Origin of the sequence: Acrocarpospora phusangensis (genome assembly GCF_016862995.1) — a bacterium.
GTDB classification, from domain to species: domain Bacteria; phylum Actinomycetota; class Actinomycetes; order Streptosporangiales; family Streptosporangiaceae; genus Acrocarpospora; species Acrocarpospora phusangensis.
Map to the genome: position 1 here is coordinate 25,145 of NZ_BOOA01000012.1, position 13,650 is coordinate 38,794.

A 13,650-nucleotide genomic window follows, 5' to 3' on the forward strand; every position below is an offset into this window, starting at 1 on the left:
AGGAGGACCACCTACTGAAAAGGTGACAAGTTCCAACCCCTGGAACATCACGCTTTATCCCGCTTCACATGTTGGTCAGGCGAGTGGGGAGAGTGTGCCGCGGGCGAGGGTCTCCAGCGGGCTGGCCAGGACCTCCGCGAAGGCCAGTTCGGCCGCGCCGATCAGGGTGGCGTCGTCGCCGAGGGCCGCGGTGCGGAGCGACACCCGCTCCCGGGAGATCACCAGCACGTTGGCCTCGACCCGCCGGTGCACCTGGTCGGCCGCGCCCGGGTAGATGTCCTGCAACATGCCTCCGAAGACGATCATCCCGGGGTTGAAGAGGTTGATCAGGTTGGCCACGCCGATGCCCAGCCAGTCCCCGATCCGGCGCAGCGCCTCGGCCGCCGCCTCGTCCCCGTCGGCGGCGGCGGCCACCACGGTCCTGATGCCCTCGCGGCCCACCAACTCGCCGGACCGGCCGGCCGCCTCCAGCAGCGCCTGCTCGCCGACCTCCGCCTCCAGGCATCCCCGCGAACCGCATCCGCACGGGCGTCCGTCGTACGGGTTCACGATCATGTGGCCGAGTTCGCAGCCGTAGCCGCCGTCGCCGTCCAGGAGTTTGCCGCCGACGATGATGCCGCCGCCCACGCCGACGTCGCCGTGGAGGTAGACCAGGTTCTGGTGCCCGACACCCACGCCGCGCACGTGCTCGGCCACCGCGCCCAGATGGGCCTCGTTGCCCACCGCCACCGGCAGGCCGAGCCCCAGCCGGTCCCCCAGCTCGGTGCCGAACGCCTGGTCCACCCAGCCCATGTCCGGCCCGAACCTGACCATGCCGTCGCCGGGCCTGATCATTCCGCAGTAGGCCGCGCCGAGCCCCACGCAGATCGCGTCCCCGCCCCGGTACAGTTCACGCCCGAATCCGGCGAGCACGTCCACGACGTCGTCCAGGTCGGCGCCCGCCCGCCGCCGCGCCGCCTCCCGGCGTTCGAGGATCTCGCCGCCGAGGCCCACCCGGCAGGCCACCAGGCGGTCCACCCGGACGTCGAAGGCCAGGACATACACCCGGTCGGACTCGGGCCGCACCAGCAGGGACGGCCGGCCGGCCCGGCCGGTGTCCCTGGGCAGTTCCTCGCGGACCAGGCCCGCGGCGGTGAGCTCCGCGGTCAGGCCCATGATCGTGCTGCGGTTGAGTCCCATGCGTTCGGCCAGCTCGGAACGGGAGATCGGACCGGCCATGTGCACATGCCTGAGCACGGTGCCGAGGTTGTGCCTACGACTCTCCTCCTGGAACCGACCGAGGTGCTTCATCACGGGATCCTGACGCACGAAGGTGTTTGTCCTCCCACTTTAGACAGTGATGTCCGCTCGCCCGGGATCCATCGACGTTCAGCGCCCTTAGACTTGGGCGCGCGTGGCCGACGGCGCGCATGTGCCGAGCAACGGGGACCGGGAGAGCCACGCATGACCGTCACGGCCACTCTGCCGGGTGATCTGAGCGACGCGCTCGACGCCGTGCTCAGGCGGTTCGCCCCGGCGCAGATCGCGCGGTCCGTGCAGAGCCTGATGGGGCAGTACCGGGACGGCGCGCCGCCCGCCGAGGTGATCCTGCGGTCGGAGATCGATGTCGCGGCGTATGCCGCCTATCGCATGCCCGCGACGTTCGCGGCAGTGTCGGCGGCGCTGCGGCATACGGCGGAGCTGGCGCCGGGCTTCGCGCCGCGCACGCAGGTGGATGTCGGCGGCGGGACCGGGGCGTCGGTGTGGGCGGCGGCGGACGTCTGGGGGTCGCTGGAGAAGGTGACCGTGCTGGAGCAGTCGCCGTACGCGATCAGCATGGGCGAGTGGCTGGCGAGCCGGTCGCGGACGCCGGTGGTGCGCTCCGGGCAGTGGAGCCGCGGAGTTATCCACAGGGCTGTGGACAAACCTCCGGCGGACCTGGTCACCATGTCGTACGTGCTGGGCGAGCTGCCCGCCGACGCCCAGGAGGCCGTGGTGCGGTCGCTGGCCGGGGACGCGGGCATGGTCGTACTGATCGAACCGGGCACCCCCGCCGGGTACGCCAGAATCCTCGCCGCCCGAGACGTGCTGATAAATCAGGGAATGTCGGTGGTGGCGCCCTGTCCGCACGACCTCGCCTGCCCGATCACCCTCGGCCGCGACTGGTGCCATTTCTCGGTACGGCTCAACCGCACCGCCCTGCACCGGCAGATCAAGGTGGGCACCCTCAGCTTCGAGGACGAGAAGTTCTCCTACGTCGCCGCCGCCAACCGCCCCTGGACCCGCGCGAGCAACCGGGTCCTGCGCCACCCCACCCAGCGCAAGGGCCTGGTCTCCATGCGGCTGTGCACCGGCGAGCCCGGCCTGACCGACGAGATCGTCTCCAAACGCCGGCGCGACCTCTACCAGCGGGCCCGCGACATCTCCTGGGGAAACCAGTGGCCGCCTCCCGGCTGAGCCGCCGCTAGGTCAGACGCCAGAGCCGGATCGACTCGTCCTTGCTGCCGGTGACCGCCACGGGCTCGCCGTCGAGTTCGGCGAAGGCGACCGACCAGACGCAGTCGGTGTGGCCGGTCAGCGGGGCGCCCACCTGCTTTCTGGTGGTCAGGTCCCAGACGCGGGCGGTGTCGTCCTCACCGCCGGTCAGGGCGAGCAGCCTGCCGTCGATCGCGGTCAGGGCGACAGACCAGACCCAGCTGACGTGACCGGTCAGCGGATCGCCCAGCTGCTTTCCGGTGGCCAGGTCCCAGACCCGGGCGGTCCCGTCCTCGCCGCCGGTGAGCGCGATGGTGCTGCCGCCGAGTTCGCCCACGGCTATCGAGCGCACCCATCCGGTGTGCCCGGTCATCGGATCGCCGATGGGCCGCCGGGTGCCCAGGTCCCAGACCCGTACGGTTCCGTCGTCGCCGGTGGTCACCGCCACCGGGGTGCCGTTCAGGGTGGTCAGGGCGACGGCCCAGACGGTGCCGGTGTGGCCGGTGAGCGGTTCGCCGAGCTGTTCGCGGGTGCGGAGGTCCCAGATCCGGGCGGTCTCGTCGACTCCGGCGGTGATCGCGATCGGGGTGCCGTCCAGGTCGCCGAGCGCGACGGATTTGATCCCGCCGGGGTTTCCGGCGATCGGCTGCCCCATGCGCTCGCGGGTACGCAGGTCCCAGAGCAGGGCGGACCCGTCGTCGCTCCCGGTCAGGGCGACGGGCACGCCGTCGAGCGTGCCCAGCGCGACCGAGCGCACCCATTTGCGGTGGCCGGTGAGCGTGGGGGTGAGCTGCACGCCCTTGGCCAGGTCCACCACGCGGGCGGTGTTGTCGTCGGAGCCGCTCACCGAGACGGTGTCGCCGCCGAGCCGGCCGATCGCGATCGATCGCACGTCGTCGGTGTGCACGAGGAGCGGGTCCCCGACGGGGACGCCGAACGTCGAGGCTTCGAGGGTGGTGCTGGTGCTGGGTGAAGCCGCGGGTTCGCCGCCGGTTCCGGGCCAGAACCGGACCGCGGCCAGCACCGCCGCCGCCACGAGGAGGCCGGCCGCGCCGACCAGGATCGGCGTGCGCCGGGACCGGGACCGGACCTGCTGGGTGAGTTCCTGGCCGTGCGCGGCAGGGGAATCGGGGCTCACCAGGGTGGGCGGCGGGGGCGCGGGCGGCACCGTGCTCGGGGGGACGACGCTTGGGGCGACGTCGCCGGTCAGCATCCTGACCAGGTCGGCGGCCGTCGGACGGTTCCCGGGTTCCTTGTCCAGACATTTCGCGAGAAGCGGTCGGATGCTGTCCGGGACGTCGGAGAGGTCGGGGGTGCCGTACAGGAGTGCGTGCAGGATGACGGGCATGGAGTCGCCGCGGAAGGCCGCCTGGCCGGTCGCCGCGTAGACCATGGTGGCCGCCCAGCTGAAGACGTCGGCCTCCGGTCCGACCTGCCCGGAGGTGACCTGCTCCGGGGCCATGTAGCCGGGCGTGCCCATCGACCCCGTGTGGGTGACGGTGTGGTCGAGCGCCCGCGAGATGCCGAAGTCGATCACCACGGGGCCTTCCGGGCCCATGATCACATTGCTCGGCTTGAAGTCCCGGTGCACGACTCCGGCCCGGTGGATCGCCGCCAGTGCGGTGGCCGTGGCCACGGCGAGCCGCATCAGCCCGCCGCCCGTGCGCGGGCCCTCCTGCCGTACGACCTGGTGCAGCGACGCCCCTGGCACGAATTCGCTGACAATGTACGGCTGATTGTCCTGGACGCCCACATCGAGCACCCGCGCCGTGCAGAAGGGAGCCACCCGCCGGGCCAGATCCACTTCCCGGAAGAATCGGCGGCGCGCACCCTCGTCCGCGGAAAGCGTGGCGTGCAATATCTTGACGGCGACCTCGGCCCCGGACGCCGTCCTGGCCCGGTGGACCTCACCCTGGCCACCCTGCCCGATGCGGCTGACCAGCCGATACTCACCCAGATCTCGGGGCGCGGCGCTCGGCAAGGGTCACCTCTTCGATAAACACCGATCGGCCGCCCAATAATATCCGCCACCCATCCGGTAAAGGTCAGCCTGCCGATCAGCCATTAACCTGTTATTCATCATCTAGATGCTTCGCCCGCTCCACACGAAGAGCACGGATGAACGTAGTAAGCCGGAGGGTCTCCCGTGGAAGCCGCACGATGTCGGCGGTTCCCGCAGGAGGCCCTCCGGCGGCTACTACAAGCCCAGCTGAGCGGCCGCCCCGGCGAGATCCCAGTAGCGGTGCGTCTCGACGATCAGTCCGTCCTCGGAGAACTTGTGGACATCGCAGATGGCGATGCTCGCAGAGACACCGGTGGCCTCCACCACTCCACCGGGTGTCTGGAGGGGACCCTCGTGCGTCCCGACGCCGACGACCTCGCACACGGCGAATCCGTCGCCCGCGTGAACGACCACGTCCTTCACGGTTCCGTTCGGGAACGGAGTGCTCCAGAACGCATAGTTGTCCTCCTGGCCACTGGCGCCGACATGGATCTGCCCGCTGGGGACGTCCCGCCAGATCGACGTGGGTGAGAACTTGGCAAGCCATGCCTCTCGGTCATGCTTGCTAAAGGCCTCATAGAGCTCTTCAGCGCTCTGCTTCTCGTGGTTCGTCATGATTCCTGCCCCTCTCTTGTGTCGTCACGCACATAGACGGATCGACCTTCGAATACCGTGCGCAACACCTCAGTTCCGCCGATCTCAGATGCGTCGATCTCGAAGAGATCACGATCCAGAACGACGAAGTCCGCCGATTTCCCGCGTCGCAACGAGCCGCGCGTGTCCGATCGCCCGACGGCTTCAGCGCCGGACAACGTCAAAGCGCGAACTGCGGCATACATATCGATCGACTCGGAGCCGTGATCCATCATTCCCTGCAGAGGCGGGAAGGGATTCGGAGTCGGGGTGATGATCCAATCGGATCCCACCGTCATCCGCGCGTTGTTCGCGAGCACCGTGCGAAAAGGAAAAGCTGCTCCGAGCCCGAATTCCGGGATATGCCAGATGGCGGGAGACATCTCGGCGGTGACATCCAGGTCGGCGAACCTGCTCTTGTCGGACTCGCTGACGAACGCCGTATGAGCGATCTCGTGCACGACACCGCTTGTGCCGTTGATTCGACGTAACTTGTCAATGGCGTCAAGCGCGTAGCGTACCGAACCGTCACCCGCGCAGTGGAGCTTCAGCGTGACCCCATCGGCATCCAAATCGGCGAGGAGCGCGACAAGCTCATCCTTCGCGACGAACACCGTCTCCTCGTCGACCTGATCTTCGGCGTCGAGCGTGCAGTTGTTCACGTGCGGAGGCAACGGCACGCCGTCCAACCAGACCTTCGCGAAGCGGGTATCGACGTGCTCGGACCTCCAGTCGTCTCGCCGCCTCAGCACGTGTTCCAGCTCTTCCGCCGAAGCCCGGCCGAAACCCTCTTCTCGCCAGACAAGATGAGCCGCAACGTGGAGGGGCAGGTCGCCGCGCCGGTCGAGCTCGTTGAGCGCGTCCAACTCGGCCCGCGTGGCCGAGGCTTCCTGAATCGATGTGATCCCGAAGCTGCTGCAGGTGCGAACGGCCCACTGGAGAGCAGCGAGATTGACTTCGTCGGCGAACTGGGGGATGGCGCGCATCACCGGCCATCTCGCGTGCGCGACGAGTTCACCGGTCAGGTTGCCCGAATCGTCACGAACGAATCGGCCTCCAGGCGGATCTTCGACATCTTCGGTGATCCCTGCGATCTCGAGCGCCTTGGAATTGGCGAGGCCGTGGTGGATCGAGTAGTCGTAGAGGAATACCGGCCTGTCGGGAAAGGCCTCGTCCAAGAACTGCTTGTGGAGTTTCCCGGGGGAAAATGAGAAAGGGAGGAAGTCGCCTCCGACGATCCAACGATGACCTTGGGCGTCCACGAGATCGGCCGGTGCGGTTTCGAGGTGGCGGTGCAGATCGGCGACGACCTCGTCTGGCCCGCCGCCGGGCGTCAAGCGTGCCTCGAACTGGAATTTCTGGCCGCTGTACAGCAGGTGAGCGTGCGCGTCGTGAATTCCCGGTATCACCAGGTGGCCCTCAAGATCGATGGTCTCGTCGGGCAGGGATGCGAGGACTCGGCGATTGGACCCGACCAGCTCGATGATCCCGTCCGTTACCAGTATCGCTTCGGCCCACGGGGTGTCTGATTCAACGGTGTATACGCGTCCGTTTACGTAAGCTGTCTTCATTCACGCCTCGAACTTTCCGTTGCTCGCTCCGCTTAGAGATGGGTGTACATCTGGACCATGGTCTCGATGTGTCCTTCTAGGCGAGTAGTTAGGACGCTAGAGAGGCTCGACGCTGCGACGTGAGGCGATTCGGGAACCGGCTCAGGACGAAATCGGAAGCAGTCCTGTGCTCTAGGACCGCCCCCACACCGCAGGAGAGAATTACGATCCATCAGCCTTTGAAACTCTCTAGACTCGAGGCACGATGAAGATCGCGTTTTTTGGTGACGTCCACGGATATGTGCTGCACGCGCTGGGTGCGGCCGTTCTCCTCCAGGATCGGCGCGGCGTCGAGCTCGGCGCGTCGATCCAGGTCGGCGACCTCGGCGCGTTCCCCTCCCCCGAACGCTGGGACGCGCCCAGCCGCCGGTTCGGCGCGGACAGCCCGGCCCAGGGCGACTTCTTCCGGCTGCTCGACCCCACCCCCGAACTCGCCGAAGGCGTACGGCTGGCGCTCGCCCAGGTTCCGCCGTTCCTGTTCGTCAGCGGCAACCACGAGGACCACGACTGGCTCGAAACCCTCCACCGGGCGGCCGGCGCCGACGTGACCCCGGTGGATCCGCTCGGGGCCTACCACCACGTCACCTGCGGCCAGATCCTCGACGTCGGCGGCCGGCGGGTGGGTTTCCTCGGCATGGTGGACGTGCCGGGCAAGATGGACTTCGACCCGGAGGCGTACGCGATGTTCGAGAACGCCGAGCCCGGCAGCGTGGACATCCTGATCACCCACGAGGGCCCGTACGGGATGTCGCGGAACGTGCACGGCGTCGTGCAGGGCTCCGCCAAGCTGACCCGCCTGATCGAACGCCTCCAGCCGCGCCTGCACGTCAGCGGCCACTACCACCACGAGAACGGCGACCGCGTCTACGGCCGCACCCGCTCGTACGCGCTGGCCCAGCTGGTGCCGCCGAAGATCACCCGATGGAGCCCGGACCCGGTCAATCCGGACCAGCGCGTCGCCGCCGGGAGCATCGCGGTGCTCGACACCGAGACGTACGCGTTCGAGTACGTGCACGACGCCTGGCTGGCCGACGTCCGCGGCGACGACCTCGACCTGCGGGAGCTGTTCGCCTGAGGTGGAACGGCGTGGAACGGGATGGAACGCCCCCTTGATGTCCTCGGCTCCGCGATCGACGTCTAGGTGGACGACCTCATGGCCACGCAACGCACCGAGAACCCCGGGCCGGGACTGTGGCTGGGGCTGGTCGGTGACTTCCGCGTGTACCGGGACGGGGTGCCGGTGCACGGGCCGAAGGTGGGGAGCCTCAAGGCGCGCACCCTGCTGACCCTGCTGGCCGTCCGGTGGGCGCAGCTGGTGCCGCTGGAGCTGGTGGTCGAGGCGGTGTGGGGCGGGCAGGCGCCGCGGCAGCCCGGCGAGAACGTGGCCACGCTGGTCAGCCGGGTGCGGGCGGTCCTCGGATCCGAGGTGATCGAGGGGAGCCGGATCGGGGGGTACCGGCTCGGGGAGGGCGTCCGGGTCGATCTGGCCGAGGCGGCCGCGTTCGTGGGGCAGGCGGAGGCGTACCTGTCGGGGGGTCAGCCGGGGGCGGCGGTGGCGGCGGCCGTACGGGGGCTGGGGTTGCTCGACGGTGCCGTACTGGGCGGGGAGGAGGCGGAGTGGGCGCGGCCGGCGCGCGTGCTCCACGCCCAGCTGCTGCGGCGGGCCCGGCGTGCCCACGCGGAGGCGGCGCCGCGGGCCGTCGCGGACCACCCGTGATCCGCGACCTGCGGGGTGCGAGGTAACCGTTCGCCCATCAATCGATGCGCACTCCCCCACAGCCCCACCAATTCTCCCGCGATGCCCCATTTATCCAGATTTGATCGGATATTCGGGGGCATGGTTGCCCATCAACCGACCTACGGAGGATGGCCATGCGCGAAGACGATATGGATGTAATCACTTTCCTGATGCGCCAGCACGAAGAGATCCGATCACTGTTCGACGAGGTCACCAAGGCGAAGGGCCCCGCGCGCCAGGACTTGTTCCGGCATCTGGTCCGCCTCCTGGCCGTCCATGAGACCGCCGAGGAGGAACTGGTCCACCCGTACGCCCGGAAGGCCTTCCCCGGGGGCGACAAGGTGGTCAAGGACCGTCTGCGGGAGGAGAAGGAAGGCAAGGAGATGCTGGCCCAGCTGGACGAGATGGGCACGGATCATCCCGACTTCCCGAAGCTCTTCGACGAGTTCCGCACCGACGTCCTCGCGCACGCCGAAGCCGAGGAGCTGTACGAGTTCGCCAAGCTGCGGGAGGAGGCCAGCGGTCCCCAGCTACGGGCCATGACCGCAGGCGTGAAGGCCGCGGAGGCCCTTGCGCCCACGCGTCCGCATCCGGGCGTGGAGTCCGCGATGAAGAACCTCCTGCTCGGCCCGCCGACCGCGATCATGGACCGCACCCGGGACGCCATCCGCGCCGCCATGGGCAAGAGCTGACATGGCCAAGCCGGAGACGCCCGGAAGGCCCGTGCCGATCGACGAGCCGACCGAGCCTCGCGATCCGCTCCCGCCTCCGCCCGACCAGCGTGGCCCCGACTACCTCAGCCCGACCGGGCAGCCCACGGGCGCCCCGCAGGCCACCCGGGCGCAGGGCGGGCCGTACCTGACCAACGCCCAGGGTGTGCGGCTGCCCGACACCGACCACTCGCTCAAGGCGGGCTCCCGCGGGCCGGTCCTGCTCCGGGACCACCACCTGCGGGAAAAGATCACCCATTTCGACCACGAGCGCATCCCGGAGCGGGTGGTGCACGCCCGTGGCGCGGCCGCGCACGGCATCTTCCGCGCGTACGGCACCGCGTCGAACATCACCAAAGCCGCCTTCCTCGCGGAGGGCGTGGAGACGCCGGTCTTCGTGCGATTCTCCACCGTGCTGGGCTCCCGCGGCTCGGCCGACACCGTCCGGGACACCCGCGGCTTCGCGACCAAGTTCTACACCAGCGAAGGCGTCTTCGACCTGGTCGGCAACAACATCCCGGTGTTCTTCATCCAGGACGCGATCAAGTTCCCGGACGTCATCCACGCCGGCAAGCCGCACCCGGACCGGGAGATCCCGCAGGCGCAGAGCGCGCACGACACGTTCTGGGACTTCGTCTCCCTGCACACCGAGGCCACCCACCACACGATGTGGAACATGTCCGACCGGGGCATCCCGCGCTCGTTCCGCACCATGGAGGGCTTCGGCGTGCACACCTTCCGCCTGGTGGCGGCGGACGGCGGGACGGCGCTGGTCAAGTTCCACTGGAAGCCGAAGGCGGGCGTGCACTCCCTGGTCTGGGAGGAGGCGCAGCTGATCAGCGGGATCGATCCCGACTTCCACCGCCGCGACCTCGCCGACGCCATCGAGTCGGGGATCTTCCCGGAGTGGGAGTTCGGCGTCCAGGTCTTCCCGGACACGCCGGAGCAGACCTTCGAGGGCATCGACCTCCTGGACCCGACCAAGATCGTCCCGGAGGAGCTGGCGCCCGTGCAGCCGATCGGGTCGATGGCGCTGACCGCGAACCCGGTCAACTTCTTCGCCGAGACCGAGCAGGTGGCCTTCCACGTCGGCCACCTGGTGCCCGGGATCGACGTCACCGACGACCCGCTGCTGGCCGGCCGGCTCTTCTCGTACCTGGACACCCAGATCACCCGGCTGGGCGGGCCCAACTTCGCGCAGTTGCCGATCAACCGCCCGCACAACCAGACCAACGACATGCTGCGGGACGGCATGCACCAGACCGCCGTGCACACCGGAGTCGCGCCGTACCGGCCGAACTCGCTGGACGGCGGCTGCCCGTTCACCGCGGGAGCGGCCGAAGGCGGCTACGTCGAGGTGCCGGTGCCCGTGCAGGGGGCCAGGGTGCGGGAGGCGCCGCCGTCCTTCGACGACCACTTCAGCCAGCCGAGGATGTTCTGGCTGAGCATGTCGCCGGTCGAGCGTGACCACATCGTCGGCGCGTACACCTTCGAGCTGAGCAAGGTCACCGAGACGGCCATCCGCGAGCGCGTGCTGCGGGTGCTGGCCGAGATCGACGCCGAGCTGTGCCGGCAGGTGGCCGAAGGGCTCGGCCTGCCCGCGCCCACGGGCTCTCCCGCGCAGGTACGGCCCAGCCCCGCGCTGTCCCAGGTGGGCCGGACCTGGCCGACCACCGGCCGGATGATCGGCATCGTGGCCGGCGACAACGACCTCGACGCCCTCCGCACGGTACGCCAGGCCGTGCTGGAGGCGGGCATGGTGCCCGTGGTCATCGCGGCCAGCGGCGGCATGCTGACCGGCCGCGGCGACCCGATCCCGGTGGGGAGCACGTTCGCGGGGGCCAGGTCGGTGGAGTTCGACGCCGTGCTGGTCGCCGGGATGCCCGCGCCCGGCCGGGACGCCCGGGGCGCCCGGGACGCGAAGGCCGCCAACGGCAAGGCCGCCATGGTGGTCGATCCGCGGGTGTCGCTGCTGCTGCACGAGGCGTACCGGCACGCCAAGCCGCTGGGCGGCTGGGGCGACGCCGCGACCGCGTTCGACGCGGCGGGCATCGCGACCGACGCTCCCGGCGTGGTCATCGCCTCCGACCCGGCCGCCGTGCTGGGCGCCGTGACCGACCTGCTGGGCCGGCACCGCGTCTGGGACCGGTTCCCAGCGACGTGAGCCTGATGGCCGACCGCATCGACGAGCCCTGGGGCCGGCGCACACCTTTCGGCCCCAGGGATGGCCCCTGGCCGATCAGGGTGGACGAGCAACTCGCGGAAGGGCTCACGGAAGAGGACGTCGACCGTTGGGTGCAGGCCGTCTCCGTCCTGCACTCCAACGGCGACGGCCTCGACATCGCCGTACGGGACGGCAGGATCGTCGGCGTCCGGGGCCGGGCCGACGACCGGATCAACCACGGCCGCCTCGGCCCGAAGGACCTGTACGGCTGGCAGGCCAACGCCAGCCCCGACCGCCTCACCACGCCCCTCATCCGCGAAGGCGGCGAACTCGTCGAAACCGACTGGGAGACCGCGATGGGCCGGATCGTCGAACGCTCCCGGCAGCTGCTCGCCTCGCCCGGCGGCTGGGGGAAGATCGGCTTCCACACCAGCGGCCAGCTCTTCCTGGAGGAGTACTACACCCTCGCCGTCCTCGGCAAAGCCGGCATCGGCACCCCGCACATGGACGGCAACACCCGGCTCTGCACCGCCACCGCCGCGGCCGCCCTGAAGGCCAGCTTCGGCACGGACGGCCAGCCGGGCTCCTACACCGACGTCGACCACTGCGACGCCATCGCCCTGTGGGGCCACAACGTCGCCGAGAGCCAGGACGTGCTCTGGTCGCGCATGCTCGACCGCCGCCGCGGCACGGACCCGCCCGCCATGCTCGCCGTCGACCCCCGGCTCACCGCGGTGGCCGAGGAGGCCGACGTGCACCTCGCCGTACGGCCCGGCACCAACCTGGCGCTGATGAACGCGCTCATCCGCGAGCTGATCGTGCGGGGGTGGTGCGACGAGGCGTACGTCGCCCGGCACACCGCCGGGTTCGAGGAGCTCGAACGGGTCACCGCCGGCTACCCGGTCAGCCGGGCCGCCGAGATCTGCGACGTGCCCGCCGCCAGGATCGAGCAGGCCGCGGAGCTCGTCGGCACCGCCGAGCGGCTGCTCTCCACCGTGCTCCAGGGCTTCTACCAGTCCAACCAGGCGACCGCCGCCGCCTGCCAGGTCAACAACGTGCACCTGCTGCGCGGCATGATCGGCAGGCCAGGGGCGGGCGTGCTCCAGATGAACGGGCAGCCCAGCGCCCAGAACACCCGCGAGACCGGGGCCGACGGCGACCTGCCGGGCTTCCGCAACTGGGCCAATCCCGACCATGTCCGGGAACTGGCCGAGCTGTGGAACGTGGACCCGCTGACGATCCCGCACTGGTCGCCGCCCACCCACGCCATGCAGGTCTTCCGCTACGCCGAACTGGGGTCCGTCGAGCTGCTGTGGATCACGGCCACCAATCCCGCCGTGTCGCTGCCCGACCTGCCGCGGATCCGGCGCATCCTGTCCCGTCCCGACCTGTTCGTGGTCGTGCAGGACCTGTTCCTGACGGAGACGGGCATGCTCGCGGACGTCGTCCTGCCGGCGGCGGCCTGGGGGGAGAAGCAGGGCACGCTCACCAACTCCGACCGTACGGTGCATCTGTCCGACAAGGCCGTGGAACCGCCCGGGCTGGCCCGCAGCGACCTGGACATCTTCCTGGACTACGCGCGCCGGATGGACTTCCGCGACCGGGACGGCGACCCGCTCATCGGCTGGACCGACCCGGAGTCGGCGTTCCGCGCCTGGCAGGCCTGCTCGGCCGGGCGGCCCTGCGACTACACCCACCTCGGCTACGACCGCCTGCGCGGCAGCGCCGGAATCCAGTGGCCCTGCACGGCCCAGGCGCCCGGCGGCACCGAACGCCTCTACCGCGACGGGCGTTTCCCCACCGACCCGGACCACTGCCAGACCTACGGGTACCACCTCGCCAGCGGAGCCGAATACGACGGCGCCCACTACCGGGCCCGGCACCCGGACGGATGCGCCTTCCTGCACGCCGTCCACTACCAGCCGGCTCCCGAGACGCCCGACTCCGACTATCCGATGCAGCTCATCACCGGCCGGACGCTCTACCACTTCCACACCCGTACCAAGACGGCCAGAGCGCCGCGACTCCAGCACGCCGCGCCCGACGTCTGGGTCGAGGTGAACCCGGAGGACGCGGCGGACCTGCACCTGAAGGAGGGCGACCTGCTCCGCGTCGAATCCCGCCGCGGCGTGATCCACGCGCCCGCCCGGATCCGCCCGATCCGCCAGGGCACGATCTTCCTGCCCTTCCACTACGGCTACTGGGACTTCGGTGCCGCCGGCCCCGAGGCCGACAACGCCCGTGCCGCCAACGAACTCACCATGACCGTCTGGGACCCCGTCTCCAAGCAGCCTCTCTACAAGATCGCCGCCGTACGCGTCGAGCCCGAGGAGCCGTGA

Annotated in this window: 10 protein-coding genes; 6 read left to right on the forward strand and 4 right to left on the reverse strand. The window is 69.8% G+C overall.

The window, feature by feature from the left end:
- Nucleotides 1-75 precede the first annotated feature (75 nt).
- On the reverse strand, nucleotides 76-1,290 hold the full coding sequence (locus tag Aph01nite_RS09715) for an ROK family transcriptional regulator (protein WP_204040459.1): 1,215 nt from the start codon (nucleotides 1,288-1,290) through the stop codon (nucleotides 76-78).
- A gap of 153 nt (nucleotides 1,291-1,443) precedes the next feature.
- On the opposite strand from Aph01nite_RS09715, the gene Aph01nite_RS09720 reads away from it, so the two are divergent.
- Nucleotides 1,444-2,436 carry a small ribosomal subunit Rsm22 family protein gene (locus tag Aph01nite_RS09720; RefSeq protein ID WP_204040460.1) on the forward strand — a complete coding sequence of 331 codons (993 nt, stop codon included), beginning with the start codon at nucleotides 1,444-1,446 and terminating at the stop codon, nucleotides 2,434-2,436.
- 7 nt (nucleotides 2,437-2,443) lie between these two features.
- Here Aph01nite_RS09720 and Aph01nite_RS09725 read toward each other — a convergent pair whose 3' ends face one another.
- The 3 genes from Aph01nite_RS09725 to Aph01nite_RS09735 form a co-directional block, all read right to left on the reverse strand.
- On the reverse strand, nucleotides 2,444-4,435 hold the full coding sequence (locus tag Aph01nite_RS09725; protein ID WP_204040461.1) for a WD40 repeat domain-containing serine/threonine protein kinase: 1,992 nt from the start codon (nucleotides 4,433-4,435) through the stop codon (nucleotides 2,444-2,446).
- 216 nt (nucleotides 4,436-4,651) lie between these two features.
- A complete protein-coding gene (locus Aph01nite_RS09730) occupies nucleotides 4,652-5,071 on the reverse strand; it encodes an ester cyclase (RefSeq protein ID WP_204040462.1) in 420 nt (139 codons plus the stop codon).
- Nucleotides 5,068-6,660 (reverse strand): amidohydrolase, encoded by a 1,593-nt coding sequence (locus Aph01nite_RS09735; protein WP_204040463.1) that lies wholly within the window; start codon nucleotides 6,658-6,660, stop codon nucleotides 5,068-5,070. Before Aph01nite_RS09735 ends, Aph01nite_RS09730 begins: the two co-directional genes overlap by 4 nt.
- 244 nt (nucleotides 6,661-6,904) lie before the next feature.
- Here Aph01nite_RS09735 and Aph01nite_RS09740 point away from each other — a divergent pair, with 244 nt between their 5' ends.
- From Aph01nite_RS09740 to Aph01nite_RS09760, 5 genes are all read left to right on the forward strand, one after another.
- Nucleotides 6,905-7,774, forward strand: coding sequence for a metallophosphoesterase family protein (locus tag Aph01nite_RS09740; protein ID WP_204040464.1), 870 nt, complete (start codon nucleotides 6,905-6,907; stop codon nucleotides 7,772-7,774).
- A gap of 78 nt (nucleotides 7,775-7,852) precedes the next feature.
- The gene (locus Aph01nite_RS09745) at nucleotides 7,853-8,416 is read left to right on the forward strand and encodes an AfsR/SARP family transcriptional regulator (RefSeq protein ID WP_204040465.1); all 564 of its coding nucleotides are present in this window, start codon (nucleotides 7,853-7,855) and stop codon (nucleotides 8,414-8,416) included.
- A 170-nt stretch (nucleotides 8,417-8,586) separates the two neighbouring features.
- Complete coding sequence (locus Aph01nite_RS09750; RefSeq protein WP_275418982.1) at nucleotides 8,587-9,129, forward strand: hemerythrin domain-containing protein; 543 nt, start codon at nucleotides 8,587-8,589, stop codon at nucleotides 9,127-9,129.
- A gap of 1 nt (nucleotide 9,130) precedes the next feature.
- Complete coding sequence (locus Aph01nite_RS09755; protein ID WP_204040467.1) at nucleotides 9,131-11,311, forward strand: catalase; 2,181 nt, start codon at nucleotides 9,131-9,133, stop codon at nucleotides 11,309-11,311.
- A 5-nt stretch (nucleotides 11,312-11,316) separates the two neighbouring features.
- The gene (locus tag Aph01nite_RS09760; RefSeq protein WP_204040468.1) at nucleotides 11,317-13,650 is read left to right on the forward strand and encodes a molybdopterin oxidoreductase family protein; all 2,334 of its coding nucleotides are present in this window, start codon (nucleotides 11,317-11,319) and stop codon (nucleotides 13,648-13,650) included.

Bases quoted from the DNA above. Each gene is read 5' to 3' on its own strand.
- Aph01nite_RS09745 (WP_204040465.1), top strand. From the start codon at position 7,853: ATGGCCACGCAACGCACCGAGAACCCCGGGCCGGGACTGTGGCTGGGG.
- Aph01nite_RS09720 (WP_204040460.1), top strand. From the start codon at position 1,444: ATGACCGTCACGGCCACTCTGCCGGGTGATCTGAGCGACGCGCTCGAC.
- Aph01nite_RS09730 (WP_204040462.1), bottom strand. From the start codon at position 5,071: ATGACGAACCACGAGAAGCAGAGCGCTGAAGAGCTCTATGAGGCCTTT.
- Aph01nite_RS09755 (WP_204040467.1), top strand. From the start codon at position 9,131: ATGGCCAAGCCGGAGACGCCCGGAAGGCCCGTGCCGATCGACGAGCCG.
- Aph01nite_RS09735 (WP_204040463.1), bottom strand. From the start codon at position 6,660: ATGAAGACAGCTTACGTAAACGGACGCGTATACACCGTTGAATCAGAC.
- Aph01nite_RS09740 (WP_204040464.1), top strand. From the start codon at position 6,905: ATGAAGATCGCGTTTTTTGGTGACGTCCACGGATATGTGCTGCACGCG.
- Aph01nite_RS09760 (WP_204040468.1), top strand. From the start codon at position 11,317: ATGGCCGACCGCATCGACGAGCCCTGGGGCCGGCGCACACCTTTCGGC.
- Aph01nite_RS09715 (WP_204040459.1), bottom strand. From the start codon at position 1,290: ATGAAGCACCTCGGTCGGTTCCAGGAGGAGAGTCGTAGGCACAACCTC.
- Aph01nite_RS09750 (WP_275418982.1), top strand. From the start codon at position 8,587: ATGGATGTAATCACTTTCCTGATGCGCCAGCACGAAGAGATCCGATCA.